Raw genomic sequence first — 26,032 nt, 5'->3', positions numbered from 1 at the left:
GCGGGGGTTGGTCATTTCAGCCCGAAGCCTGAATTATACGTTCACCGTGGCGGCGATATCGCGGAATTCGGCGATCTGGTCGAAGTTCATGTAGCGATAGATGTCGGCCGCCTTGGCTTCCAGACCGCTGACTTGCTCCATGTACTCGGCCACCGTCGGGATCTTGCCCATCAGGGCGCAGACGGCGGCCAGCTCGGCCGACCCCAGATAGACGCGGGTGTCGATGCCCAGACGGTTGGGGAAGTTACGGGTCGAGGTCGACATGGCGGTCGAACCCTTGCGGACTTGCGCCTGGTTGCCCATGCACAAGGAACAGCCGGGCATTTCCATGCGGGCGCCGGATTTGCCCAAAACGCTGTAATAGCCTTCCTCGTTCAAGATGGTGGCGTCCATCTTGGTCGGCGGCGCGATCCACAGGCGGGTGGGGATATCCGACTTGCCGTCCAGAACCTTACCGGCGGCACGGAAATGGCCGATATTGGTCATGCACGAACCGATAAAGACTTCATCGATCTTGTCGCCGGCGACTTCGGACAACAGCTTGACGTCGTCGGGATCGTTCGGGCAGGCGACGATGGGTTCCTTGATGTCGGCCAGATCGATTTCGATGATGGCGGCATATTCGGCATCGGCGTCGGGTTCCAGCAGCTTGGGATCGGCGATCCAGGCTTCCATCGCCTTGATCCGTCGCGCCAGGGTGCGGGCGTCGTGATAGCCCTCGGCGATCATCCACTTCATCAGGGTGATGTTCGAGGTCATGTATTCGATGATCGGGGCCGGGGACAGGCGCACCGAGCACCCGGCGGCCGAACGTTCGGCCGAGGCGTCGGACAGCTCGAACGCCTGTTCGACCTTGAGGTCGGGCAAGCCTTCGATTTCCAGGATACGGCCGGAGAAGATGTTCTTCTTGCCCTTCTTTTCCACCGTCAGCATGCCCTGGCGGATGGCGTAAAGCGGAATGGCGTTAACCAGATCGCGCAGGGTGACGCCCGGCTGCATTTCGCCCTTGAAGCGGATCAGCACCGATTCCGGCATGTCCAACGGCATGACGCCGGTGGCGGCGGCAAAGGCGACCAGACCGGAACCGGCCGGGAAGGAAATGCCGATGGGGAAGCGGGTATGGGAATCGCCGCCGGTGCCGACGGTGTCGGGCATCAGCAGACGATTCAGCCAGGAATGGATGACGCCATCCCCCGGACGCAAGGCGATGCCGCCACGGGTCGAGATGAATTCGGGAAGCGTGCGGTGGGTCTGCACATCGACCAGCTTGGGGTAAGCGGCGGTGTGGCAGAACGACTGCATGACCAGATCGGCGGAGAAGCCCAGGCAAGCCAGATCCTTCAGCTCGTCGCGGGTCATCGGCCCGGTGGTGTCCTGGCTGCCGACGGTGGTCATTTTGGGTTCGCAATAAGTGCCGGGGCGCATGCCCTTGCCTTCCGGCAGGCCACAGGCGCGGCCGACCATCTTTTGCGCCAACGAATAGCCCTTGCCGGTATCGGCCGGCTGTTGCGGCAGACGGAACAAGGTGCTGACCGGCAGACCCAGGGCGTCGCGGGCCTTGGTGGTCAGGCCACGGCCGATGATCAGCGGAATGCGGCCGCCGGCGCGCACTTCGTCGAAGATCACCTCGGACTTGACCTTGAATTCGGCGATGACGGCGCCGTTCTTCAAGGCCTTGCCTTCATAGGGGCGCAGCTCGACCACGTCGCCCATGTTCATCTGGTTGACGTCGAGTTCGATCGGCAGGGCGCCAGCATCTTCCATGGTGTTGTAGAAGATCGGGGCGATCTTGGTGCCCAGGCAGACACCGCCGAAACGCTTGTTGGGGACGAAGGGGATGTCTTCGCCGGTGAACCACAACACCGAATTGGTGGCGGATTTGCGCGACGATCCGGTGCCGACCACGTCGCCGACATAGGCGACCAGGTTGCCCTTGGCCCGCAGGTCTTCCAGGAACTTGATCGGGCCACGCACGCCGGCTTCTTCCGGTTCGATGCCCGGACGCGGGTTCTTCAGCATGGCCAAGGCGTGCAACGGGATGTCGGGGCGGCTCCAGGCGTCGGGGGCCGGCGACAGGTCGTCGGTGTTGGTCTCGCCGGTCACCTTGAAGATGGTGACGGTCAGGCTTTCCGGAACCTCGGGACGCGAGGTGAACCATTCGGCATCGGCCCAGGACTGCAACACCTCTTTGGCGTCGGCATTGCCCTTGTCGGCCAGATCCTTGACGTCGTGGAAGTAATCGAACACCAGCAGCGTCTTTTTCAGCGCTTCGGCGGCGGCCTTGCCGCATTCCTTGTCACCCAGCAGGCGGATCAGCGGCTGGATGTTGAAACCGCCCAGCATGGTGCCCAGCAATTCGGTGGCCTTGACCCGGCTGATCAGCGCGCAGGCGATGGCGCCGGCGCTGATGTCGGCCAGAAAGGTGGCCTTGACGCGGGCGGCATCGTCGACGCCGGCGGGAACACGGTGGGTGATCAGGTCGACCAGGGACTGCTCTTCCCCCTTGGGCGGGTTTTGCAGCAAGGCGACCAGTTCCTCGGTCTGCTTGGCCGACAGCGGCAGGGGCGGAATCCCGAGGGCGGCACGTTCGGCGACATGCTGGCGATAGGCTTCAAGCACGGATGACCTCCGCAAAAAGGGGGAATGAATGGCAACCCCAAGGGGGGAAGCCGGTTGGCTTATTATATGGGACTTCATTGCCTGCGCTTACACCATAATTTTCGCTTTAAGTCCAGTCTGAACTATCCGTTCGGGCGGGGATTGCACCACCCGCTGGGGGGCTGAAGCCGGACTTTGCTTGACGTTCATCACTTTCACCCCGGCCGGTTTTCTGCCATACCAGGACCATGAACGCGCCAAACGATCTTCCCCCCTTCACCGGTCACGGCCTCGGCTGCATTCGCGGCGGCCGGGTGGTGTTCGCCGGCCTGGATTTCAGCGTTGCCGCCGGCGAAGCTTTGGTCTTGCTGGGACCCAACGGCTCGGGCAAGTCCAGCTTGCTGCGGGTGATGGCCGGGTTGTTGAAGCCGGCGGCGGGAAAGCTGGCCTGGGGCGCGGTTTCGACCCAGGCCGAGCCGGAAATCCACGCCGCCCGCACCCATTATGTCGGCCATCACGACGCCATCAAGCCGGTGCTGTCGGTGGCGGAAAACCTGCGTTTTTGGGCGCGGTTGCATGAACCGGACGCTGCCCGCGCCAGTGACGCGGTGGATCGGTCGCTGTCCCGCTTCGGCCTTGCCCATTTGCGCGATATCCCGGGCAAGATGCTGTCGGCGGGACAAAAGCGGCGGACCAATCTGGCCCGGTTGCTGGCGGCGCCGTCGCCGTTGTGGCTTTTGGACGAACCGACCACGGCCTTGGATCGCCATAACATCAAGGTGCTGGAAGGCGTTTTCGCGGACCACCGCGCCAGCGGGGGGATGGTGGTGTTATCCACCCACCAGGATGTGGATTTGCCCGGCGCCCGCACCGTTCACCTGGATGATTTTGGAATCGAAACAGAAGAAGACCCGGCATGATCCGTTTCCTCGAAGTTGTGCGACGCGATTTGCGGCTGGCTCTGCGCCAAGGGTCGGACAGCTTGATGGTGGTGACGTTCTTCGTCTTGACCGTGGTGCTGTTTCCGTTCGGCATCGGCCCCGAAGCCGGCATCTTGGAGCGGGTCGCCGCCGGGGTGCTGTGGGTCACCGCGCTGTTGGCGTCGATGCTGTCGTTGGATCGCCTGTTCCAGACCGATTATGAAGACGGTTCGCTGGAATTGCTGGTGCTGACCCCGACATCATTGATGGTGGTGGTGCTGGCCAAGGTTCTGGCCCATTGGCTGACCACCGGATTGCCGTTGCTGGTCGCCGCCCCGATTTTGGCGGTTCTGTTGCATATGAACAGCGACGGCTTCGCCGTTCTGATGCTGACCATGCTGATCGGCACCCCGGTGCTGTCGCTGATTGGCGCCATTGGCGCCGCGCTGGTCTTGGGCGCGCGGCGCGGCGGGGTGCTGGTCTCGTTGCTGATCCTGCCTCTTTACGTTCCCGTATTGATTTTCGGGGTCGGCGCCATTGACGCCGCCGTCCAAGGATTGTCGGCCGAACCGCATTTGTTGATCTTGGCGGCCATGCTTGCCGCCTGCTTGCCGCTGGCCCCTTGGGCGACCTCGGCGGCGTTGCGCCAAGCGCTGGAATAGCGCCCCGCCGCCCAGGACTTTATTGCAATCCGTCGATCTGCTTCTTGATATCGCTTTTATCCTCGCCTTCCGGCAATTGCATCATCACCTTGGTCCACAAATCGCGGGCGCGGGTGGTGTCGCCCATCTGCATGGCGGCGATACCGCCGAAATACAGGGCATCGATGTTATTGGGATCAACGGCGAGGATTTCACGCATCAGGCCGACGAATTCCGGCGGCAGCACCGCCCCTTGCGGGATGTCTTCGAGAAGCAGACCGGCCAATTCCATGCGGCTGCCGCTATCGGCGGGCGACAAGGCGATGGCCTTGCGATAGGCGGCCATGGCCTTGTCTTTTTCCCCCAAGACCTTGAACGAACGGCCCAGCATGCCCCAGCCCTTGCCGTCGCCGGGATTTTGTTCCAGCTTGGCGGTGAGCGAGGCGACCATGTTGCGGATCATCTGACCCTGGTCCTGCATTTCCTTGATCTTGTCGGCGCGGGCGGCAAAAGGCTGGTCGGGCAGCATGGGGGCGCCCAAGAAGAGGTAAAAGCCGAAACCGGTCAGCGGCACGAACAAGGCGATGACCGCGGCCATCAGCCACGAGCGGCTGGCCGGGCCCTTGCCGGCCTGGCGACCGGCCCCGGCCCCCAAGATCCGGCGTTGGATTTCGGTGCGCGCCGCGTCGGCCTGATCGGCGGACAAGGTGCCGCGCTCCAGTTCCAGCTCGATTTCCTGCAACTGGTCGCGATAGACGGTCAGGTCATATTCGGCCCGAGCCAGGGCGGTGGGCGCCGCGCGCAGGAACGGCACCAGCAAGATGCCCAGGGTCAGGGCGGTCAGGGCGGCGAACACCAGCCAGATCATCATTGATCCTTATCCTTCAACAAGGTCTCGAGCCGGCGTTTTTCCTCGGCTGAAAGCGGGGCGGCCGGCACCGGGCCGCCGCTGGCGCCGCGCCGGCGGAAAAAGGCGAAGGCGGCGGCCACGCCCAGCAGCAGCAGGGCAAAGGGGCCCAACCACAGCACCAAGGTGGTGCCTTTGAACGGTGGGTTGAGCAAGACGTAATCGCCGTAACGATCGACCACGTATTGCTTGACCTGTTCGGGGCTCTCGCCCTTGGCCATGCGTTCGCGCACGATGATGCGCAGGTCGCGGGCCAGATCAGCGTTGGAATCCTCGATCGATTCGTTTTGGCAGACCAGACAGCGCAATTCCTTGCCCAAAGCCTCGGCCTGCTTTTCCAGCACCGGGTCTTTCAACATCTCGGACGGATCGGCGGCATAAGCCGGCGGAACAAGGATCAGGGCCAAGCCCAGGACCAGCCGCTTCATTTGTTCAATTCCTTGATGATCGGCAGCAAGACCTTGTCCCATGTCTCGGGGGTGACCGGGCCGATATGCTTGTAGCGGATAAGGCCGGCCTTATCGACGATGAAGGTCTCGGGGGCGCCGGTGACGCCGAAATCGACGGCGGTCCGGCCCGGCGCCGGGTCGATGCCGACACGGTCATAGGGGTCGCCATGCTTTTGCAGCCATTTGGCCCCTTCGACCGGATCATCGCGCCAATCGATTCCGTGGATGGGAACGATCCCCTGTTTCTTGATCTGCACCAGATAGGGGTGTTCCTGCACGCAGGCGATGCACCACGAACCATAGATGTTGACCAGGGACACCCGGCCTTTCAGATCGGCGGTGGCCAAACCGGTGTTTTCGCCCCGTCCCGGCAAGGGCGCCAAGTTCATTTCGGGAACAGGACGATTGATCAGGACCGAGGGGATTTCCCGCGGGTTCAAGGTCAGCCCGCGCAGGAAGAACAAGGCGATGATGCCGAACACCGCCACCGGCAGCAGATAAAGAAGACGGCGCATGATCAGGCCTTTACCGAATTGGCGGGAACATGGGTGGGGGCGCGGGTGGGGGCGCCGATGCGGTGACGGCGATCGGACAAGGAGACCAAACCGCCGAAGACCATCATGGCGGTGCCGAACCACATCCACACCACCAACGGATTGAAATACAGCCGGGTGACATAACCGCCATCGGACGAAGCATCGCCGACCACGGCGTAGACGTCGCCCAGGAAGGTGGTTTCGATGGCCGCTTCGGTGGTCGGCATCGGCGGCATCTTGTAGCTGCGCTTTTGCGGCTGCATGACGGCGAAATGCGCGCCATCCTTGGTCACCTCGAAGGTGCCGCGACTGGCGATGTAATTGGGGCCTTGGACGTCTTGCACCGTCTTCAAGGTAAAGGCATAGCCGGCGACGGTGACCGTCTCGCCGATCTTTTGCGACTGCACCGATTCCACTTTCCACGCCGATGACGCGGTCATGCCGGCGATGAACACCGCCAATCCGGCATGGGTCAGGGTCATGCCCCAGGCGGCGCGCGGCAATTTACCCAGGCGCAGCAGCGATTGGCCGACGGGAACGCGGAACAGGCGGGTGCGCTCGGCCAATTCGGTCAAGGTGCCCAGCAACAGCCACACGGCCAGTCCCATGCCGGCCGCCGCCCACCACGGCCCCAGGCTGCCGCCTTGGGCCACCCAGGTGACGATGGCGACGATAAGGGCCACGATGGCGGCGACTTTCAACCGCGACAACGCCCCGGCCAGATCGCCGCGTTTCCACGACATCAGCGGGCCGATGCCCATGGCCAGAACCATCGGCACCATCAGCGGCAGGAAGACCGAGTTAAAGAAGGGCGGCCCCACCGACACCTTGCCCAGATCCAGGGCGTCGGCGAACAGCGGGTACAAGGTGCCCAGCAGCACGGTGCCGGCCCCGGTGGCCATCAGCACGTTGTTGAGCAGCAACGCGCCTTCGCGCGACAGCGGCGCGAACAGGCCGCCGGTCTTCAGGGTCGGCGCCCGCAAAGCGTAAAGCAGGAACGAGCCGCCGATGGCGACCACCAGCAGGCCAAGAATGAACACGCCACGGGCGGGATCGGTGGCGAAAGCGTGCACCGAGGTGATGACGCCCGAACGCACCAGGAAGGTGCCCAACAGCGACAGACCAAACGCGGTGATGGCCAGCAAGATGGTCCAGCTTTTCAGCGCATCGCGTTTTTCCACCACCACGGCGGAATGAAGCAAGGCGGTGCCGGCCAGCCACGGCATGAACGAGGCGTTTTCCACCGGGTCCCAATACCACCAGCCGCCCCAGCCCAATTCGTAATAGGCCCACCACGAGCCCAAGGCGATGCCGCAGGTCAGGAAGACCCAGGCGGCCAAGGTCCAAGGCCGGACCCAGCGGGCCCAGGCGGCATCGACGCGGCCTTCGATCAGGGCGGCGATGGCGAAGGAAAAGGCCATGGAAAAGCCGACATAACCGAGATACAGCAATGGCGGATGAAACGCCAAGCCGGGGTCCTGCAACAGCGGATTAAGGCCGCTGCCGTTGATCGGCGGCGGTTCCAGCCGGGCGAACGGGTTCGACGTCAGCAAGATGAACAGCAAAAAGCCGACAGTGATCATCGCCTGCACCGCCAGGGCGCGGGATTTCAGTCCGGGCGGCAGATTGCGGCCGAACAAGGTGACGGCAAAGCCGAACAGCGCCAAGATGGTGATCCACAACAGCAGCGAGCCCTCGTGGTTGCCCCAGACGCCGGCCACCTTGTAGAGCATGGGCTTGTCGGTGTGGCTGTTCTGCGCCACGTTCATCACCGAGAAATCCGAGGTGACATAGGCATGCATCAGCGCGGCGAAGCTGATGCCGATCAACAGCACCTGGGCGGTCGAGGTCGGCCCCGACAGGGCCATCCAGGTGGCGTTGCCGCGACTGGCCCCGATCAGCGGGATGGTGGCCTGCACCAAGGCCACCGCCAAGGCGAGAATAAGGGCGAAATGGCCGATTTCGGCGATCATCAAGGTCTCCTGCTGAAACGGGCTATTTCGGTTGTTCGCCCTGCCAATGGCCGGATTTTTTCAAGCTTTCCGCCACTTCCTTGGGCATGTAATTCTCGTCGTGCTTGGCCAGCACTTCCGAGGCCATGAACACGCCATCGCCCATCCGGCCTTCGGTGACCACCCCTTGGCCCTCGCGGAACAGATCGGGCAACAGGCCTTCGAACACGACAGGCAGGGAATGGGCGCCGTCGGTGACCTTGAAGTGCACCAGGGCGCCTTGCTTGACCACGCTGCCTTGTTCGACCAGCCCGCCCAGACGGATGCGGCGGCCTTCGGTCGGGACCTTGGCCTCCATGATCTCGCTTGGGCTGAAGAAGAAGACGATGTCCTGACGCAGGGCCGACAGCACCAGGGCGGCGGCGGTGCCGATGGCCAGCAGGCCAAGGATGACGAAATAAAGCCGACGTTTTTTCCGGGTCATGGGTGCGGTGCCTCCGACACCGGAATCTGGTCGCGGCCGCGCTTGCGGCCTGGGCGCAGACGCTGGAGCGCGTCCAAATCCCGTTCATGGCGGTGGGCCGAGCGGATCGAGGCGACCAGCAATCCGGCCATCACCACCACCGCCAGGGCATAAGACGGCCAGACATATCCGGCATAGCCACCCATGGTGAAAAGGGCTGAAACAGTATCCATGGCGTTCGTCTACTCCGTTTGGCCGGCGGCGTGGACCTGGGCCATCCGCAAGGTGCGCAGCTTGGCGGCGGCGATCTCGCCGCGCGTGCGCAAGATCAGTACCAAAACCCAATAGGCCTTAAAGGCCACCGCCATCAAAATCAGCGGCACCATCATCGAGGCGTCGATGGCCGGCCCGCCCATCTTCACCACGCTGGCCGGCTGGTGCAGGGTGTTCCACCAATCCACCGACCATTTGATGATGGGGACGTTGACGACGCCGACCAAGGCCAGGATGCCGGCGGCTTTTTGCCCGCGCTCGGCATCATCGAAGGCATCGGCCAGGGCCATATAGCCGAGATAGAGGAAAAACAGGATCAGCATGCTGGTCAGCCGCGCATCCCATACCCACCAGGTGCCCCACATGGGCTTGCCCCACAACGAGCCGGTGATCAGGCAGATAAAGGTAAAGGCGGCGCCGACCGGGGCGGTCGCCCGCGCCATCAGATCGGCCAGCGGATGTTTCCAGATCAGGCCCATGGCCGAAAACACCGCCATGGCGGTATAGCAGACCATGCCCATCCAGGCCGACGGCACATGGATGTACATGATGCGGACGCTTTCGCCCTGCTGATAATCGGCGGGGGAGGCGAACAGCGAAAACCACAATCCGGCGCCGAAGCTGAGGATGGCGATGCCCACCGCCCAGGGCTGGATGATCGCGGCGATGCGCAGAAAACGGGCAGGATTGGCGAACCGGTGCATGTTTGAGACTCTTGGCGTCGTTCCAGCGTATGCGAAAGCTGCGAAGTATATATCGCGAGATACGCAGGATTCCACGTTACTGCTGGGTAAGGTTTGACGAAGGTCAGGCGGTCAGCTCTTGCCCGGGTCGGGAACCAGGGCCAAGGCCCGATCGGGGACGGCCCCGGCCAGCCAGCGTTTGGCCGTGCGCGGGTCGTCCAGCACGGCGGTGACCGCCGCCGACAGCTCCAGCGCCACCAGCGTCATTTTCAGCCGGCGCAAGGCGCTCAGCACGCCGGACAGGGCCGAATCGAAGATGGATTCGGGGATCGACAGATAGACCGGGCGCAATTGGCCGGCCTCTAGCTTGGCCCGCATGCCGTCGGGATCGGTGTGCGAGGCGGCGCAGAAATCGGCGTCAATGGAATGCAGGCCGCGACAGCGCAACGGCCGCACCGGATAAATGCGGCAATTGCCGTCCAGCGACAAAAAGGCGCAGGCCAAACCGCTTTTGGCCCGCTGACTGGTGGTCATGCCCTTGGTGGTGGCGTTCAGGCCGCGCACGGCCTCGATCAACGGGCTTGCGGTCTCGGGCGGCAAGGCCCGCAGATAGGCGGCGATGCGGATGGCTTCCAGCGAGGTGATGCCGACCTGTTGATGACAGCACCAGCCGCAACCGGCCTTGCAGGCGGAAGGCGGGGCGCTGCGCAGATAATCAAGGCTGGAGCGCCGCGATTGCCAGGAATGTTCGGCGATGGCGAACACCTGGTCGATGGCGGCGTTGGTGGCGGCTTCGGCCGGTCGCGGCGCCAGGCCGGCGAAAGCGGCGGCGCAAGATTGCGACAAGAAATCAGTGGTCGGCGTGAACAAGGGCGCAACCTGTCGGGTTGGCGGTTCAAACACAAAAAAGGCCGCCTTGTGCGAAGGTGGCCTGGAAAATGGCGCGCCCGGAAGGACTCGAACCTCCAACCCCCAGATTCGTAGTCTGGTGCTCTATCCAATTGAGCTACGGGCGCTTCGCCGGTTCACCAGGAGTAACCCCCCAGCGAGGGAGCGGAACATACACAAACTGATCTGGGGGCGCAAGCCTGTTTTTGCAGGAAAGAAAACTTGGCTTTTCTGCCGCTTTCCCCGGGCAAGGACAACAATACGGCTTGTGGGGGGCTAGGTGATTGCGTAAAATCCGCCACAATTGCGCGGGGGCAATCATAATATTCCGAGATCATATAACAGGTTTTGCTGACCCGGCGGGTTCCATCCGATCTGGCGAACAAAAAGGTAAACAGTCCCAATGGCCCTGAAGACGACTCATGCCGCGGCGCTGTGCGCGGTTCTCCTGGTAGGCGGATGCTCGTTCGCCGAGGAAACGCTGTTTCCCTCGTCCGGCCCCGTGCAGACGGCGCCGGCCTCTCCCCCGTCTTTGGGGTCCAGCAATTTCGAAGCCCCCGGCGTCACCAATGGCGCCGCCACCGGCACCTTCGTCGGCAACAAGGTGTCGTCGTTGCGTGGCGATCTGGCCGGGTTGCAGGAAATGCTGACCCGGCATAACCAGGCGCTGCAGGGTATCCGCAGCGACACGGTGCAGGATTCGCAGCGTTATCACGGCACTGTCGCCGCCATCAACGCGCGCTTGCAGGTCGGCACCACCCCCGGCAATCCGATCTTGAACCAGCAATGGAACGCCGCTCAGGGCGAGTTGGACCGGATCAGCGAAGACGTCTTGAAGATGACGCGCTTGTCCAACGACGTGACCAATTCCTCGGCCATGGCCGCCTATCTGCTGGAATCGGTGCGCGCCGCCCGCCAGTTGTCCGGCGCCGTCGATGAAGATCACCGCCAGCTGCGCATTCTCGAAGACGAAACCAACCGCACCGTGGTGCTGGTCGAGCGTTTGCTGACCGAGCTGTCCGACGACGTCAACCGTCAGCAGGCCTATGTCGGCAATGAACGCCAGAACCTGAACACCTTGGCCCTGGCCATCAAGAACGGTCAGCTGTACAGCTCGGCCTTGTCCAGCCGTGGCGGCGCCATGCCGGCTTCGTATGACGCCCCCATGGCCGCGCCGCGCGGTGCGGTCGGCAGCAGCGACATGGCCCTGGTGACCATTCGCTTTGACCGGGCCAATGTGAATTACGAAAGCGCGCTGTACGCCGCCGTCAAGGGCGCCTTGGACCGTCGTCCCAGCGCGTCTTTCGATGTGGTCGCGGTGTCGCCCACCGGTTCGACCCCCGGCGCCCAGGCGCTGGGCGCCACCAACATTCGCCGCAATGCCGAAACCGTGGTGCGCTCGCTTACCAATATGGGCCTGCCGTCCAACCGTATCCGGGTGTCGCAGACCACCAGCCCGACGGTCAATAACGGCGAAGTTCAGGTCTATGTCCGCTAAGACCATCTGATTTCCAGAAGATAAAAAGCCCCCGGAGCGATCCGGGGGCTTTTTTCATGGGTGCAGCAGCTTCAAGCCAACGATGCCGACGGCGATCAGGGCGATGCAGCCCAACCGGGCGATCGAGGCCGGTTCGCCGAAAAACCACACGCCGATCAGGGTGGTGCCGATAATGCCGATACCGCTCCACACCGCATAGGCGGTGCCCATGGGCAGGGTGCGCATCGCCAGGCCCAGCAGGCCCAAGCTGGCCAGGATGGCGGCGATGGTCGCGGCGGAAATCAGCGGGCGGGAAAAGCCGTCGCTGGCCTTAAGGCCGATGGCCCAGGCGATTTCCAGCAAACCGGCGAAAAACAGATAGACCCAGGACATGTTGCCTCCCGTTCGTGCACGGGGCCGTCCCCACTGACCCCAGACAAGGCGGGGTCGTCCCCGCCGGGGTGGTCCTGATCATATAAGGCATCGGCGCTGCGATGCAAATGCGGCCGCCGAGCCAAAACCACCACACAGACACAGCGAGGTTTGTCATGGGCGAGGGCGGAATCGTCGGCTCCGCCCCCTCTGTGCCTCTGTGTCTCTGTGTCTCTGTGTCTCTGGGGTTCATCTTGTTACGGTCAGGCTTACCGGTAACAACAACCCGTGGTAATCTTCCACAATCCTCAACCCCGCGGATTGATCATGGCCTGGAAGCTGAAAAAGACCATCCCGCTGGAACCGGCCAGTGTCACCGATCTGATCGACGGGGATCTGGACGCGGTGACGGAACTTGATCTTAAGGCTAACGGCTTACGGCGGCTGCCCGATGATCTGGGACGCTTGCACAATTTGGGCGTTCTTGATGTCGGCGCGAATAAACTGACAGTCCTGCCGGACAGCCTGGGGGATCTCAGCCAATTGCGGGACTTGAAAGCCTACGGCAATAAGCTTGCGGCCCTGCCGCCAAGCATCGGCCACTGTGTTCATCTGAGGTCTTTGGATGTATACCGCAACCCGTTGCAAACCCTGCCGGCACAATTGGCCCAACTGACGCGTTTGGAATTCCTTGATTTTGCCAGGACAGAGATCAGCCGGCTTCCCCCCGGCCTGGAAAAGCTGCCGATACGCCGGCTTGCTTTGTCCCGCCGGCCCGATAACGCCGATAGGACCTTTGCCCATTGGCCGGTGGATGATCTGACCTTTCGGCGATCATCAGCGGCGGACATTGCCGCCACGGTCGCCCTATTGCCGGCCGTTATCCAGCTTCACCTTTTTTACAACGACCTCAGCACCTGGCCGGTCGCTCTCAATCAACTGGATTTGGTGGGTTTGACCATTTGGGGGGAGGAGGCTTTGGGCTTTCCCGATCTCCGGGTTTTCCCGAAGCTGCGATCGGCGAGGCTGGTGGATTGTAAAATTGACGCCATCCCGGCCTGGGTCGGCGCTTTGACCGCCTTGACCGAACTTGATCTCCGTCGCAACCAAATCACCATCTTGCCGCGACAACTGGCCGATCTCGGCGATGATCTTGACCTCGATCTCGGCAGCAACCCGCTCACCCCGCCGCTGGACGAACTGGCACAGCAAGGGACGCCGGCTTTGTTCGCTTATTTGCGCACCTTGGCCGATGACAGCGCCCCCGATCCGGCCCAGACCGCCAAGACGGTGCCGGAACAGCAGGTGGCGCCATTGGTGACCCAGGTGGTCGAGGGCCGGCTGGTAGTCGCCCCGGCCGTGTCGCCGCTTGAAGCCGAACAGCCGCAATTGCAGGCCATGCACGGCGAGACGCTGGATTGGGCGCAACAGACGCTGGAGCGCACCGGCAACCACCCGCTGCTCAGCCGCATGGTGCAGCGCTGTGTCTCGTTGTTGGGCGAACGGGTGCAGGCCTTGCAGGTGTTGCCGCTGGCCTTCGCCAATGATCGCTTGCGGCTGGTGTTGGATGATTATGCCCAGGGCAACGACGATCCGCTGTCGGCGGAACAGCGTGGCATGTGCAACGCCTTGATCGGCAATATCCACATGCTGCTGAACTGGACGCAGGAATGGCAGGAGTACAAACGTAAAAGCAACGACCCGGTCGCGGCCGAGGCGGCGGGGCAGGTTCAGGCCATGCTGAAAACCCTGGCGACGGCGCTGGAACCCTATCGTCAGGCGGTGGACCCGGCCTTGCCGCCGGTCATCAACGATCTGGCCGAAGCGGCGCGGCCGGGACAAAAAGCGGAAATGGTCCATGGCGCCATGGATGGCTTGAACAATGTCCTGGCCCCCCTGGCCCGGCAAGGCCTGCTGACGCTGACCGACAAGGACAAGGAGGAAATCCGCAAGACAGTGGTGCAACATTACACCAAAAGAGTCTTGCTCTTAGGCGACTCCCTGGCCCTGGTCGGATGCTACTTCCTGCTCAGCCATGCGCCGGATTTGATGGCCCTGGCCCAGGTCTTGCCATTGGATTACGGCTGGCTGCGCCAAGTCATCGCCGCCTTGCGCGGCATGATTTCCGGGTAAAAGAAATCACCACAGAGGCACAGAGAGGGCGGAGCAGACGGTGCTGCCGTTGCCCCATGACAGGCCTCTCTGTATCTCCGGAGTTCAATAAAAAGCCCCGGTACGCTGTCGCACCGGGGCTTTTTTGTCGGAAGACGGGGGCAAGCCCCCAATCCCTTAATCCTCGATCGAACGGCTCGCCTTCTTGCGGTCGTTCGGGTCGCGCAGGCGCTTGCGCAGACGGATCGACTTCGGCGTCACTTCCACCAGTTCATCGTCTTGGATATAGGCGATGGACTGTTCCAGGCTCATCTTCCGCGGCGTGGTCAGGCGCACCGCTTCGTCCTTGCCCGAGGCGCGGACGTTGGTCAATTGCTTGGCCTTGAGCGCGTTGACTTCCAGATCATTGCCACGGCTGTGTTCGCCGATGATCATGCCTTCGTAAATCTTGACGCCGCCGGTGATGAACATCGGGCCGCGATCTTCCAGATTCCACAAGGCATAGGTCACCGCTTCACCGGAACCGTTGGAAATCAGCACGCCGTTGCGACGGCCTTCGATGGCGCCCTTGTATTCGGCATAGCCGTGGAACACGCGGTTCATCAAACCGGTGCCACGGGTGTCGGTCAGGAATTCGCCGTGATAACCGATCAGACCGCGCGAGGGGGCGAGGAAGGTGATACGGGTCTTGCCGCCGCCGGTGGGGCGCATGCCGGTCAGTTCGGCCTTGCGGATGGTCATCTTTTCGACCACGGCGCCGGAGAATTCTTCGTCGACGTCGACGAAAACTTCCTCGATCGGCTCCATGCGCTTGCCGTTTTCGGTCTTGTACAGCACGCGCGGACGCGACACCGACAGCTCGAAGCCTTCGCGGCGCATGGTTTCGATCAGCACGCCCAACTGCAATTCACCGCGTCCCGCCACTTCGAAGGCGTCACGGGATTCTTGCTCGGTGATGCGGATGGCGACGTTGGATTCGGCTTCGCGCATCAGACGGGCGCCGATGACGCGGCTGGTCACCTTGTCGCCCTCGGTGCCGGCCAGCGGGCTGTCGTTGACCGAGAAGATCATGGCCAGGGTCGGCGGATCGATGGGCTGCGCCTTCAACGGCTCATCGACTTCGGCGACGCAGATGGTGTCGGCGACGGTGACCTTGGTCATACCGGCCAGGCAAACGATGTCGCCGGCTTCGGCCTGTTCCACCGGAACGCGCTCGATGCCACGGAACGACAAGATCTTGCTGGCGCGGAACTGTTCGACCAGACCGTCCTTGTTGATGCCCTTGACCGCCTGGTTCAGCTTCAAGATGCCGGTCTCGATGCGGCCGGTGAGGATGCGGCCGAGATAGGGGTCGGCTTCCAAGGTGGTGGCCAGCATGGAAAACGGCTTTTCCAGATCGCGCTTGGGCGCCGGCACGTGGCGCAAGATCAGGTCGAGCAGCGGCTCAAGACCGGCGTCCTTGGGGCCTTCGGGCGATTCCGCCGCCCAACCGTCGCGGCCGACCGCGAACAAGGTGGGGAAATCGAGCTGATCGTCATTGGCGTCGAGCGCGGCGAACAGATCGAAGCATTCGTCATGCACTTCGTGCGGACGGGCGTCGCCACGGTCAACCTTGTTGACGACGACGATGGGGCGCAGCCCTAGGCCCAACGCCTTGCCGGTGACGAACTTGGTTTGCGGCATCGGCCCTTCGGCCGCGTCGACCAGGACGACGACGCCGTCGACCATGGACAAGATGCGTTCCACTTCACCGCCGAAATCGGCGTGGCCGGGGGTGTCAACGATGTTGACGCGCACGCCCTTCCAATCCACCGAGGTGCACTTGGCCAGAATGGTGATGCCGCGTTCTTTTTCCAGGTCGTTGGAATCCATGACCCGGTCCGCGACCTGCTGGTTTTCGCGGAAGGTGCCGGATTGCTTGAGCATGGCGTCGACCAGGGTAGTTTTGCCGTGGTCAACGTGAGCGATGATCGCGATGTTCCTGAGTTCCATGGGGATGTCGTTCAAATACCGATCAGAGGGAAGGGAGGCCGAGCTTTTCCGAGGCCAAGTGGGCCAGCGGAATTTCGGGGCGGGCGCCGAAATGGGAAATCACTTCACCGGCGGCGACACCGCCCAGCAAAGCGCAGGTCGCCAGATCGCGGCCCTGGGTGAAACCGTAAAGGAAACCAGCGGCGTACAGATCGCCGGCGCCGGTGGTGTCAATCACCTGGTTGACGATATCGGCGCCGACGACGGTGACATCGTCAGTGCTGACCACGACCGAGCCCTTGGCGCCACGGGTAATGGCGGCGATGCGGCAATGCCCGCGTGAGGCGCGGATGGCCGTATCGAAGTCATCGGTCTGGTACAGTGAACATAGTTCCGCTTCGTTGGCGAACAAGATATCCACATGATTGGCGACCAGATCGGTGAAGGCGGCGCGGTGACGATCGACGCAGAACGGATCGGACAGCGACAGCGCCACCATGCGGCCGGCGCCATGGGCGACCGAGGACGCGGCCAGAAAGGCGCGCTTGGCGGCCGGCGGATCGTACAGATAGCCTTCCAGATAGGTGACGGCGGCGGCGGTGATCACCGCTTCGTCGACATCGTCGGGGGTCAATTCGACGCAGGCGCCCAAATAGGTCAGCATGGTGCGCTGGGCGTCGGGGGTGACCAGAACGAAACAGCGGGCGGTGGACAAGCCATCCTCGGCCGGGGCGGTGTCGAAGGTGATGCCGGCGTTCCGGATGTCGTGACGGAAGACCTGGCCCAACTGGTCGTTCTTGACCTTGCCGATATAAGCGGCCTTGCCCCCCAACGAGGCGATGCCGACAATGGTGTTGGCGGCCGAGCCGCCGGAGCATTCGATACCCGGAGGCAATTGTTCATAAATGGAATCGGCCGTGGCCGAATCGATCAGGGTCATCACACCCTTGGTCAGGTCGAGCTGGCCAAGCAGGGCGTCATCGGCGTGCACCAGCACGTCAACGATCGCGTTGCCGATGCCGGCCACGTGGAAGCGAGTATCCGCCATTCTCTTGATCTCTTGCTATAGCGCGCGATATGGGTTGGTGGCCGCGTCCGGCCGACCCGTTTGGCGGCGCAGTATAACGGCGTGCGCGTTTGGAACAATAAAAAACGGTTTGGTCATGGCAACGTCACCGAATCGGCAGAGCTGGAAGAGGGCGCAGGGATGATCGGGGCTTTGATCAAGGCGTTGGGACAATTGTCCGATCCGCGGCTGGCGCGGGTGCTGAAATGGGGGGTTCTGGGGGCCTTGATCGCCTATGCCGCCCTGGTGGCGGTTATTTGGGTGGTTCTCGCCAATCTGACCTTGTTCGCCAATGTCTGGGCCGATTGGGGCACCGATCTGGCCATCGGCGCCTTGGCGTTGGTGCTGCCGATCTTGTTCTTTCCGGCTTTGACCACCACCATCATGGGACCCATGCTCGACGGCGTCGCCGAAGCGGTGGAGGCCCGGCACTATCCCCAATTGGGGCCGGGGCGGCCGCAGCCGACGAGCGAGGTGATCTTGGGCACGTTGCGCTTTTTGGCATTGACCGTGCTGGTCAACCTGCTGGCCTTGCCGGTTTACGGCATCTTGCTGTTCACCGGCTTCACCGTGGTGCTGGCGACGCTGATCAACGGATACCTGCTGGGACGGGAATATTTCGAGCTGGCCGCCTTTCGCCGCATGGACCCCGCCGCCGCCCGGCTGATGTTTCGAGCCAATCTGGGGCGGCTGTGGTTGGCGGGGATTATCATCGCCTTTTTATTCTCGCTCCCGCTGCTTAATCTGGCCGCTCCGGTAATCGCCGCCGCGTTCATGACGCACGTGGCGGAAACGTTGCGCATGCGATTAAATCCAGTATAATCGGGCCATCCCCTCGCCCCTGGTGGTCCCTCGATGCGTCTGTCCCGTCTTGCGTTGCTGTCGCCCCTGCTGTTGCTGGTCGCTTGCGGCGGTAACCCGCAGACCCTGTCGGGACCAAATGTGTCGGGCCGCTTTTCCGGCACCGATTCGTCGTCTTCCGCGCCGAAATCAGGCGATCAGCAGGCGCTCTTCCCCGGCGGTCTGACTGAACCGGCGCGGCTGAAGGGGTTGACGACGGTGCAAATCACCTCGGCCTTGGGTCGTCCCGGCTTCACCCGCCGCGATGCGCCGGCGGAGATATGGCAATATCGCGGCCGGGCCTGCACCTTGGACCTGTTCCTCTATGACGATGACGGTCGTCAGGTGGTTGCCCATTACGCCATGCGGGGGGTTCAGCCTTTGGACGAGCGCGGTTGCTTCGACGAGCTGACCGGCCGCGACCGCCCGCCGCCGCTCTCCTGACGCGGGCGTTTTCCGCCGCGGATTAACTCAGAATTCCCTGACGTCCCAATTTGGCGTGGTCGAAACGCAGCAAGCCGTTATGCCGGATCAGGGCGCGGATGCCGTCGATATAAGCTTGCCCGCGTTCTGAATAAGCGCCCAGGGCGCCGGCCAGGGAATGACCATCGGGAAAGCCGCCCCGGGCCCGGATTTGTGCCCGGATCCGACGCAGATTGTCATAGGCCGGGTGAGCGTTGAGGTTTTGCACATAAGCGCGCACCGCCGCATGCAACGAATCGAAGCTGGCCATGGCCGGTCCGCTGGAATCGTCCTCTGGAATCAAGCCGGTGGCGGCGATCTGGCCGAACAGATTGTTGCCCTGGCGGACGAAGCGCGAGGTGCCCCAGCCCGATTCCTCCGCCGCCTGGGCCAAGGCCAAGGATGGCGGCACCACATCGACCCGACGCAGCAGGGCGGCGGGTTCGGCGCTTGGCGATTGGTAGCGTTCGGCCACTTCCGCCAGCCAACTTTCATCGCGGCGGGCGCGGTTGGCGGCCATGATTTCAAGCCGGGCGCGGTCTTCGGCGATTTCCTCGTTGACCACCAAGATCAAGGGCAGCATCAGACGCAGGAAGACCTGCTTCTTGGTGGCGATCTCGGCGATTTGGTCCAGATCCTCGGGGAGGCTGGGCAGGAAGAGCGGCGGCACGGTCTGGCCGGCGGCGATGCGGTCCAGACGATAATTCATGCGGGTGAGGGCGGCATCCAGCGATTCGGCTTGTGACATCTCGTTGGCGGAAAGCGAGGTTTCCAGGCCCACCGGCTCATCGCGCAGCAGCCAGCGCCACAGCGGCGATTCGATGCCCAGCATGACCAGCGCATAAAGCCCCGCCACCGCCAAGAGCGGCGGCAGCAGGGTCAGAACCGAGGATTTGGCGCGGGTTTCCGTCATGGCGGGACGGAGAACGCGGTCAGACGGTCAATCGACCGCCTGTACCGCCACCACTTCCGGCACGTAGTACTTCAGCATGTTCTCGATGCCATGCTTCAAGGTCGCGGTCGAGCTGGGACAGCCCGAGCAAGCGCCTTGCAGGTGGACATAAACGATGCCGTCTTCGAAAGACCGGAAGATGATGTCGCCACCATCTTGCGCCACCGCCGGCCGAACGCGGGTGTCGAGCAATTCCTTGATCTGGCGGACCAGATCGGTTTCTTCGCCGTCGGCAGCCTTTTCGGCGCTTTCAGTGATCACCGGCAACAGGCCGGCGCTGAAGAAATCCATGATCGCCGACAACAGCAGCGGCTTCAAGGTGCTCCAGGTGGCGGCATCGGTCTTGCCGACGGTGATGAAATCGCCGCCCAGGAAAACCGAAGCGACACCATCGACGGTGAACAATTTGGCGGCCAGCGGCGAACGGTTGGCGGCTTCGGTATTGGCGAAATCGGCGGTGCCCGAGGGCATGACCTCGCGGCCGGGCAGGAACTTCAAGGTCGACGGATTGGGGGTGTTTTCAGTTTGAATGAACATCAAATCCTCGCACAACGAGCAAAATTCACCCTTGCTAAATGGACCTGGGGAGGGCGGGTGTCAAGCCGCAAAGCCCCACTGGAATGCTCGGGCTTCAGGTAATCGCTTCGATCTGTTCGGCGGTCAGGTTGCCGGGGATGATGGTCAAGGGCACCCGTAACCGGCCGATGAACTTACCGGACAAGGCGCTGACCAGGGGACCGGGACCGCCAGGGCTGGTATCGGCGGCCAAGGCCAGCACTGAAATCAGCGGCTCTTCGTCGATCAGGGCGATGACTTCTTCGTGCGGGTTGCCGTCGCGCACATACAGCACCGGCAATTGACCGGACAAGTCGTTGACCTCGGTCGCCAGCCGTTGCAACAGCGCCTCGGCGTCTTGGCGGGCTTCTTCGCGCATCAGCTTGCCGATCGAGGCGAAGTGCTGGAACTCGGCCGGTTCGATCACCCGCAGCAGGGCGACGCGGCCGCCGGTATGGCGGGCGCGACGGCAGGAAAACATCAGGGCGGCGCGCATTTCCTCGGTGTCGTCGACCACGACCAGGAAGACGCGGCCGGAGCCGGTTTGGGGATCGGACATGGCTTTCCTCCGGTTATTTCTTAAAGGCCGCCGCCGCCAGCCAACCCGCCGCCGCCGCCAAGATGATGGCGATCAGACCATAGGCGGCCGCCTGCTGATGGGCGAAATCAAAAACGTCGGCGCCGACGCCGATTTTGGAAATCACCAAGGGCGTCGTCTGGGCGCTGATCACCTCGCCGCCTTGGATCAGGTAAACCTCGACAAGGTAGGTTCCGACCGGGACGTTGGCGGGGAAGTGAATTTCAGTGCGAAACAGCCGATGGCTCATGAACCCGATCTGCTGGACAGTGTCGCCGTAAAGCCCCTTTTTTTGCTTTAGACGCACCAGGGCATCGCGGTAGATCACCGGGGTGGCGCCGCTATCTTGGCTTTCGACGGTTAAATCCAGATGGTTCAAACCGATCTGATGACGGTCGAGCACTGAATCGGCGGCGATTTCGGCCAAGGGCCGCGTACTGGCGACGCGGTAAAAGCTGGGGGCGCTTTCCACCGTGGCGCTGCCGCTGTTGATCCAGATGCCGACCCGGCGATCCTTGCGGCGGACGATTTCGGCCTTGGGCGGGCCGCGCACCACCACCACCACCTCGCCCTCGCCATCGACGGCCCCGAACAACAACACGTCGGTGCCGGCGAAGCCGGTGGTGATGGCAACCAGATGCTTGGACAGGTCGGCGACCAACGGTTCCACCGCCCACGCCGGCAGACTGGTAGCCAGCACCAGGGCCAAAGCCAGAAAAAGCGGTTTCATCAATGCTTTCCTCCGGCGCCGAGGGTGAACATTTCGGTCGGCGTGGTCACCAGATCGACCCCCAGCTTGACGCAGACCAACAAGACGATCAACGCCAACAGCACACGCAATTGCTCGCCTTTGAGTCGCACCGACATCTTGGCCCCGATCTGGGCGCCGATGACGCCGCCCAACAGCAGCAGCAAGGCCAGCACCACATCGACGGTGAAGTTGCGGGTGGCGTGCAAAAAGGTGGAATTGGCGGTGACGAAGATGATCTGGAACAGCGAGGTGCCGACCACGACCGAGGTCGGCATGCCCAGCAGATAGATCATCGCCGGAACCATGATGAAGCCGCCGCCCACGCCCATGATCGCCGCCAACACGCCGACCAGCAACCCCAGCCCGATGGGCAGGACGGCGCTGATATACAGCTTGGAGCGGCGAAAGCGGACCTTGAACGGCAATCCGTGAATCCAGGTGTGCTGATGCAATTTTTTGCGCGGCATCCCCGATTCGGTCATCCGGCGGCTTTGGACCAGCGATTGGATGCTTTCGATGAACATCAGCCCGCCGACGACACCAAGAAAGATGACGTAGCACAAGGCGATGACCAGATCGACCTGACCCAGACCGCGCAGCCATTTGAACAGCTCGACGCCGCCGAACGAACCGATGAAGCCGCCCAAGGTCAGGATCAGCCCCATTTTGATATCGACGTTGCCGCGCCGCCAATGGGCCAGCACGCCCGATACCGACGAGGCGACGATCTGCGCGGCCTCGGTTCCGACCGCGACCGCCGGTGGAATCCCTAAAAAGATCAAAAGCGGCGTCATCAAAAAGCCGCCACCGACACCGAAAAGACCCGACATCAGGCCGACGCCACCGCCAAGCCCCAGAATCAGGAATACGTTCACGGACATTTCCGCGATTGGAAGATAGATCTGCATGGCCTCCCCGCCCCTCTTTATAGACAGGCGTGCACGCGTCTGTCGGCGTGCTTCGTTAAACCCTTGTCGTCTTTTGCCGGGCCGAAGGCAATAACAATTTCATCATTCTCTAATGTTCGTTGCGTGACGCCAGCGCCGCCGCCACCTTGGCCAGCCGGGTGCGCGCCTGTAACAGGCGGAAACCTTGGTTGGCCAGATGGTTGGGCAAGAAGGTGGAATCGTCTTGGCCGGCGATGACCACCAGCGGTTCCAAGCTGGCGGCCTGGCGCAAAGTGGCCAGCATGGCTTGCCAATCATCGCCTAAATCATGTTGGGAAATCACCTGGGCGAAATCCCAGCCCAGTTCGCGCAAGATCAGCGATTGGGCATAGGCCCGGCCCTTGGCGTTGTAAAACATGTCGTCGGCCTGGGTGTCGAACAGCGCCCAGCGCGGTGTGGCCAGATGGGCGTCAAGGCGGTTGGCGCCGGCATCCATGGCGGCGCCGAGATGGCGCAAGACCGCCGCCAAGGCGGCGGCGTCACGCTGGGGATGGGCATCGCCACTGCTCAGACGCTCGTTATAGACCAGCAGATTGCGGGCGGCGGCGCGATATTGCTTTTCCGACGAAGCCGTCGGAGCCCAAGAAGTGCGGGAATCGAATTTCCAGATGGTGCCGGGATATTTCAAGAAACCGGCGGCCCGCGCCAATTCCGCATCGGTGTCGCCATTATCTGGGTTCTGACCGGCCAATTGATTGGTAAAGCTGGCGATGGCGGCGATGATCCCGGTCTGATAGGCCGGCATGTTGTCGAGCGCCCAACTGGGATTGAAGAACGGGTCGTTGGCGACCCATTTATGCTCATCGACCTCGCGCAGGATCAGCCGTGCCGCCAGGGCGACGGCACGGCTTTGCGTCGGGCCGACAGGGCCCGGACCATAATCGGGATCGTCGTCGATGACATGGGCCAGCCCCATGCCGATGCCGTAATACAGCACCAGCATCACCGGCAGGACAGGAAGCAGCCACCACAGCCAGCGTTTGGAATCGGACGCGGTCATCATAGGCGTCTCCGATCAGGGCCGCAGGAAACCGACGATGTCATAGACATCCTTCAAGATGGGCTCGGCGATGGCGTTGGCCCGCTCCGCTCCTTTTCTCAGCACGGCGTCGATATGACTGGGTTCGGCCATCAGCCGCTTCATCTCGGCGTTGATGGGACCCAGCACCGAGACGGCCAGATCGACCAGTTCAGACTTGAACTCGCTGAATTGACGGCCGGCGAATTGCGCCATCACCGCCGTCTTGTCGCGGTCGGACAGGGCGGCATAGATGCCCAACAGGTTCGCCGCCTCGGGCCGGTCGGCCAAGCCCTCGACAGTGTCGGGCATGGGGAACAGGTCGGTCTTGGCCTTGCGGATCTTCAAGGCGATGGTGTCGGCGTCGTCGGTCATGTTGATGCGCGAATAATCGGATTCATCGGATTTCGACATCTTCTTGGCGCCGTCGCGCAACGACATCACTCGGGTGGCGGCGCCAAAGATCAGCGGTTCGGGCAGCGGGAAGAACGCGGTGCCGTAATCGCTGTTGAACTTTTGCGCGGTGTCGCGGGCCAACTCCAGATGCTGCTTTTGATCCTCGCCCACCGGCACATGGGTGGCCTTGTAGATCAGAATGTCGGCGCTCATCAGATTGGGATAGGCGAACAGCCCGACCGAGGCGTTTTCCTTGTGCTTGCCGGCCTTTTCCTTGAACTGGGTCATGCGGTTCAGCCAGCCCATGCGGGCGACGCAATTGAACACCCAGGCCAATTGCGCGTGCGCCGGCACCATGGATTGATTGAACAAGACGTTCTTGTCCGGGTCGATACCGGCGGCGATCATGCCGGCGGCGACTTCGCGGGTATTGCGGGTCAATTCCTTGGGGTCTTGCCAGACGGTGATGGCGTGCTGATCGACCATGCAGAAGATGCATTCGTACTGGTTCTGCAAGTGAACCCAGTTGCGGATGGCACCCAGATAATTGCCCAGGTGAAGGTTTCCGGTCGGCTGAACGCCGGAAAAAATGCGCTGCATGGATGATAGCTCCAGGTTTGGACCCTTGATAGGGCTTGAGCTATGCCCGAAGACGGGGTTCTGTCAAGGTTGCTGGCGTTTGAGCATGGCCTTGATCTCGCTTAAGCGCATGGCCCCGGTCAGCTGCGCCAACAGCGCGAACAGACCGATTCCGCCGCCGACCAGGGCCGCCAACAAGGCGGCGCGCATGGTTTGGCTGGCATCGGCCATCTGGGGCTGTGCCCACCAGCCGCCGGCGCCGACGGCCAGGGCCATCACCGCCGTGGCGACGACGATGCGCGGCGCCTTGGACCGCAGCCGGGCGTCCAGCCGGAAGATGCCGCGACGGCGCAAGGTCCAGGCCAGCAAGCCGACATTGATCCAGGCCGAAGCGGCGGTGGCCAGGGCGATGCCGATCTGCGCCAGTCCCAACGGCCACAGGGCGAGATTAAGGACGATATTGCTGATCATGGCGATGGTGGCCAGCTTCACCGGGGTGGCGGTGTCGTGACGGGCGAAAAAGGCCGGAGTCAGGCATTTGGCCAACACATAAGCCGGCAAGCCCAGGGAAAAAGCGGCCAGGGCGCCGGCGGTCGCCTGGGTTTCAGCCCAGCCAAAGGCGCCGCGTTGGAACAACACCATGATCAACGGCACCGACAACACGGCGATGGCGGCCATGGCCGGCACCGTCAGCAGCAGCGAGAATTCCAAGGCGCGGTTCTGGCTGTATTGGGCGGCCTCGTCATTGCCGGCACGAATCTGACGCGACAAGATGGGCAAAAGCGCGGTGCCGACGGCGATGCCGACCACCCCCAGCGGCAGTTGATTGACCCGGTCAGCGTAATACAGATAAGACACCGCACCTTCGGCGACGACCGAGGCGATCATGGTGTCGATCAGCAAATTGACTTGATAGACGCCAGCGCCGACGGCGCCCGGGACAATTCGTTTCATTAGCAAAACGACATCGGGATCCAGACGCGGCCACCGCCACGACAGCATCCAGCCCTGCGCGCGCAGGGAAAGAACCAGCCAGAGGAATTGCAAGATACCGGCGATGGTGGTGCCGATGGCCAAAGCGTGGCCGGCGGTGGGGGTGAGCGGCGTCAGCCCGATCAGCGCCGCGATCAAGGTCAGATTAAGCAGGATCGGGGTGCCGGCGGCGGCGGCGAAGCGGCCGATGGAATTCAACACCCCCGATTGAAGCGACACCAGCGAAATGAACAGCAAATAAGGAAAGGTAAGGCGTGACAGCTCGGCCGCCAGTTCCATCTTGCCGGCGACGGCGTCGAAACCGGGGGCAAACACGTACATGGCCCAGGGCATGATGATCAGCATGACGGCGACGAAGGCGGCCAAGCCAACACTCAGCACCGCCAAGGCGTTTTCAGCGAAACGTTTGGCGGCGGCCTCGCCCTCGCCCTCGCTTTCCAGCTTGCCGGCGAACAACGGCACGAAGGCGGCGTTGAAGGCGCCCTCGGCGAACAGGCGGCGGAACAGATTGGGGAATTTGAAGGCGACAAAAAAACAATCAGCCACCAGCCCGGCGCCCAGGTAATTGGCGATCAGGATATCGCGGGCAAAGCCGGTGACGCGGCTGCCCATGGTGAAGCCGCCGATGGTGGCGATAGAGCGCAGCAAGTTCAT

Annotated in this window: 26 protein-coding genes and 1 tRNA gene; 6 read left to right on the top strand and 21 right to left on the bottom strand. The window is 62.7% G+C overall.

What is annotated here, in order from left to right:
* Nucleotides 1-33: 33 nt before the first annotated feature.
* Nucleotides 34-2,619, bottom strand: a complete 2,586-nt coding sequence (gene acnB, locus KEC16_RS13015) for a bifunctional aconitate hydratase 2/2-methylisocitrate dehydratase (RefSeq protein WP_211549592.1) — start codon at nt 2,617-2,619, stop codon at nt 34-36.
* Between the two features lie 227 nt (nt 2,620-2,846).
* Here acnB and ccmA point away from each other — a divergent pair, with 227 nt between their 5' ends.
* Together ccmA and ccmB are read left to right on the top strand one after the other, a co-directional pair.
* Nucleotides 2,847-3,518, top strand: coding sequence for a heme ABC exporter ATP-binding protein CcmA (gene ccmA, locus KEC16_RS13010; RefSeq protein WP_211549590.1), 672 nt, complete (start codon nt 2,847-2,849; stop codon nt 3,516-3,518).
* Nucleotides 3,515-4,180, top strand: a complete 666-nt coding sequence (gene ccmB / locus KEC16_RS13005; RefSeq protein WP_211549588.1) for a heme exporter protein CcmB — start codon at nt 3,515-3,517, stop codon at nt 4,178-4,180. The genes ccmA and ccmB overlap by 4 nt, the downstream gene beginning before the upstream one ends.
* 19 nt (nt 4,181-4,199) lie before the next feature.
* Here the strand turns inward: ccmB and ccmI are convergent, their stop codons facing one another.
* From ccmI to KEC16_RS12960, 9 genes are all read right to left on the bottom strand, one after another.
* Entirely contained in the window at nt 4,200-5,030 is an 831-nt protein-coding gene (ccmI, locus tag KEC16_RS13000) for a c-type cytochrome biogenesis protein CcmI (RefSeq protein WP_211549586.1), read from the bottom strand.
* Nucleotides 5,027-5,494, bottom strand: a complete 468-nt coding sequence (locus tag KEC16_RS12995; RefSeq protein ID WP_211549584.1) for a cytochrome c-type biogenesis protein — start codon at nt 5,492-5,494, stop codon at nt 5,027-5,029. Before KEC16_RS12995 ends, ccmI begins: the two co-directional genes overlap by 4 nt.
* A complete protein-coding gene (locus tag KEC16_RS12990) occupies nt 5,491-6,030 on the bottom strand; it encodes a DsbE family thiol:disulfide interchange protein (RefSeq protein ID WP_211549582.1) in 540 nt (179 codons plus the stop codon). Before KEC16_RS12990 ends, KEC16_RS12995 begins: the two co-directional genes overlap by 4 nt.
* A 2-nt stretch (nt 6,031-6,032) precedes the next feature.
* On the bottom strand, nt 6,033-8,024 hold the full coding sequence (locus KEC16_RS12985) for a heme lyase CcmF/NrfE family subunit (RefSeq protein WP_211549580.1): 1,992 nt from the start codon (nt 8,022-8,024) through the stop codon (nt 6,033-6,035).
* Between the two features lie 22 nt (nt 8,025-8,046).
* Complete coding sequence (ccmE, locus tag KEC16_RS12980; RefSeq protein WP_211549578.1) at nt 8,047-8,487, bottom strand: cytochrome c maturation protein CcmE; 441 nt, start codon at nt 8,485-8,487, stop codon at nt 8,047-8,049.
* Entirely contained in the window at nt 8,484-8,699 is a 216-nt protein-coding gene (gene ccmD, locus KEC16_RS12975; RefSeq protein WP_211549576.1) for a heme exporter protein CcmD, read from the bottom strand. Before ccmD ends, ccmE begins: the two co-directional genes overlap by 4 nt.
* A 9-nt stretch (nt 8,700-8,708) precedes the next feature.
* Nucleotides 8,709-9,443 carry a heme ABC transporter permease gene (locus tag KEC16_RS12970; protein WP_211549574.1) on the bottom strand — a complete coding sequence of 245 codons (735 nt, stop codon included), beginning with the start codon at nt 9,441-9,443 and terminating at the stop codon, nt 8,709-8,711.
* Between the two features lie 111 nt (nt 9,444-9,554).
* A complete protein-coding gene (locus KEC16_RS12965) occupies nt 9,555-10,292 on the bottom strand; it encodes a YkgJ family cysteine cluster protein (protein WP_211549572.1) in 738 nt (245 codons plus the stop codon).
* A 69-nt stretch (nt 10,293-10,361) separates the two neighbouring features.
* A tRNA-Arg gene (locus KEC16_RS12960) sits at nt 10,362-10,438 on the bottom strand.
* 275 nt (nt 10,439-10,713) lie between these two features.
* Here KEC16_RS12960 and KEC16_RS12955 point away from each other — a divergent pair.
* Nucleotides 10,714-11,808 (top strand): hypothetical protein, encoded by a 1,095-nt coding sequence (locus KEC16_RS12955; protein ID WP_211549570.1) that lies wholly within the window; start codon nt 10,714-10,716, stop codon nt 11,806-11,808.
* Nucleotides 11,809-11,862: 54 nt separating this feature from the next.
* Here the strand turns inward: KEC16_RS12955 and KEC16_RS12950 are convergent, their stop codons facing one another.
* Nucleotides 11,863-12,180, bottom strand: a complete 318-nt coding sequence (locus tag KEC16_RS12950) for a DMT family transporter (RefSeq protein ID WP_211549568.1) — start codon at nt 12,178-12,180, stop codon at nt 11,863-11,865.
* 306 nt (nt 12,181-12,486) lie between these two features.
* On the opposite strand from KEC16_RS12950, the gene KEC16_RS12945 reads away from it, so the two are divergent.
* Complete coding sequence (locus KEC16_RS12945; RefSeq protein WP_211549567.1) at nt 12,487-14,292, top strand: leucine-rich repeat domain-containing protein; 1,806 nt, start codon at nt 12,487-12,489, stop codon at nt 14,290-14,292.
* Between the two features lie 156 nt (nt 14,293-14,448).
* On the opposite strand, the gene typA is transcribed toward KEC16_RS12945, so the two are convergent.
* Together typA and KEC16_RS12935 are read right to left on the bottom strand one after the other, a co-directional pair.
* Nucleotides 14,449-16,263 carry a translational GTPase TypA gene (typA, locus tag KEC16_RS12940; RefSeq protein WP_211549565.1) on the bottom strand — a complete coding sequence of 605 codons (1,815 nt, stop codon included), beginning with the start codon at nt 16,261-16,263 and terminating at the stop codon, nt 14,449-14,451.
* A gap of 22 nt (nt 16,264-16,285) precedes the next feature.
* Nucleotides 16,286-17,290, bottom strand: coding sequence for an adenosine kinase (locus KEC16_RS12935; protein WP_211549563.1), 1,005 nt, complete (start codon nt 17,288-17,290; stop codon nt 16,286-16,288).
* Between the two features lie 159 nt (nt 17,291-17,449).
* Between KEC16_RS12935 and KEC16_RS12930 the strand changes: the two genes are divergently transcribed.
* Together KEC16_RS12930 and KEC16_RS12925 are read left to right on the top strand one after the other, a co-directional pair.
* Nucleotides 17,450-18,130, top strand: coding sequence for an EI24 domain-containing protein (locus KEC16_RS12930; RefSeq protein ID WP_211549560.1), 681 nt, complete (start codon nt 17,450-17,452; stop codon nt 18,128-18,130).
* Nucleotides 18,131-18,163: 33 nt separating this feature from the next.
* Nucleotides 18,164-18,592 (top strand): hypothetical protein, encoded by a 429-nt coding sequence (locus KEC16_RS12925; RefSeq protein WP_211549558.1) that lies wholly within the window; start codon nt 18,164-18,166, stop codon nt 18,590-18,592.
* Nucleotides 18,593-18,614: 22 nt separating this feature from the next.
* Here KEC16_RS12925 and KEC16_RS12920 read toward each other — a convergent pair whose 3' ends face one another.
* The 8 genes from KEC16_RS12920 to murJ form a co-directional block, all read right to left on the bottom strand.
* A complete protein-coding gene (locus KEC16_RS12920) occupies nt 18,615-19,523 on the bottom strand; it encodes a glucosaminidase domain-containing protein (protein WP_211549556.1) in 909 nt (302 codons plus the stop codon).
* Between the two features lie 27 nt (nt 19,524-19,550).
* Nucleotides 19,551-20,099 carry a NifU family protein gene (locus tag KEC16_RS12915; protein ID WP_211549554.1) on the bottom strand — a complete coding sequence of 183 codons (549 nt, stop codon included), beginning with the start codon at nt 20,097-20,099 and terminating at the stop codon, nt 19,551-19,553.
* 94 nt (nt 20,100-20,193) lie between these two features.
* On the bottom strand, nt 20,194-20,676 hold the full coding sequence (locus KEC16_RS12910) for a universal stress protein (RefSeq protein WP_211549532.1): 483 nt from the start codon (nt 20,674-20,676) through the stop codon (nt 20,194-20,196).
* Between the two features lie 13 nt (nt 20,677-20,689).
* Entirely contained in the window at nt 20,690-21,424 is a 735-nt protein-coding gene (locus KEC16_RS12905; protein ID WP_211549530.1) for a TIGR02186 family protein, read from the bottom strand.
* Nucleotides 21,424-22,353 (bottom strand): sulfite exporter TauE/SafE family protein, encoded by a 930-nt coding sequence (locus KEC16_RS12900; protein WP_211549528.1) that lies wholly within the window; start codon nt 22,351-22,353, stop codon nt 21,424-21,426. Before KEC16_RS12900 ends, KEC16_RS12905 begins: the two co-directional genes overlap by 1 nt.
* Before the next feature lie 109 nt (nt 22,354-22,462).
* A complete protein-coding gene (locus KEC16_RS12895; protein ID WP_211549526.1) occupies nt 22,463-23,395 on the bottom strand; it encodes a DUF2333 family protein in 933 nt (310 codons plus the stop codon).
* A 12-nt stretch (nt 23,396-23,407) separates the two neighbouring features.
* Entirely contained in the window at nt 23,408-24,406 is a 999-nt protein-coding gene (gene trpS / locus KEC16_RS12890) for a tryptophan--tRNA ligase (RefSeq protein ID WP_211549524.1), read from the bottom strand.
* A 63-nt stretch (nt 24,407-24,469) separates the two neighbouring features.
* A complete protein-coding gene (murJ, locus tag KEC16_RS12885; protein WP_211549522.1) occupies nt 24,470-26,032 on the bottom strand; it encodes a murein biosynthesis integral membrane protein MurJ in 1,563 nt (520 codons plus the stop codon).

Origin of the sequence: Magnetospirillum sulfuroxidans (assembly GCF_018224925.1) — a bacterium.
Lineage (GTDB): Bacteria > Pseudomonadota > Alphaproteobacteria > Rhodospirillales > Magnetospirillaceae > Magnetospirillum > Magnetospirillum sulfuroxidans.
The sequence above is the reverse complement of the archived record's forward strand: the minus strand, read 5'-3'. Positions and strand labels throughout refer to the sequence as shown.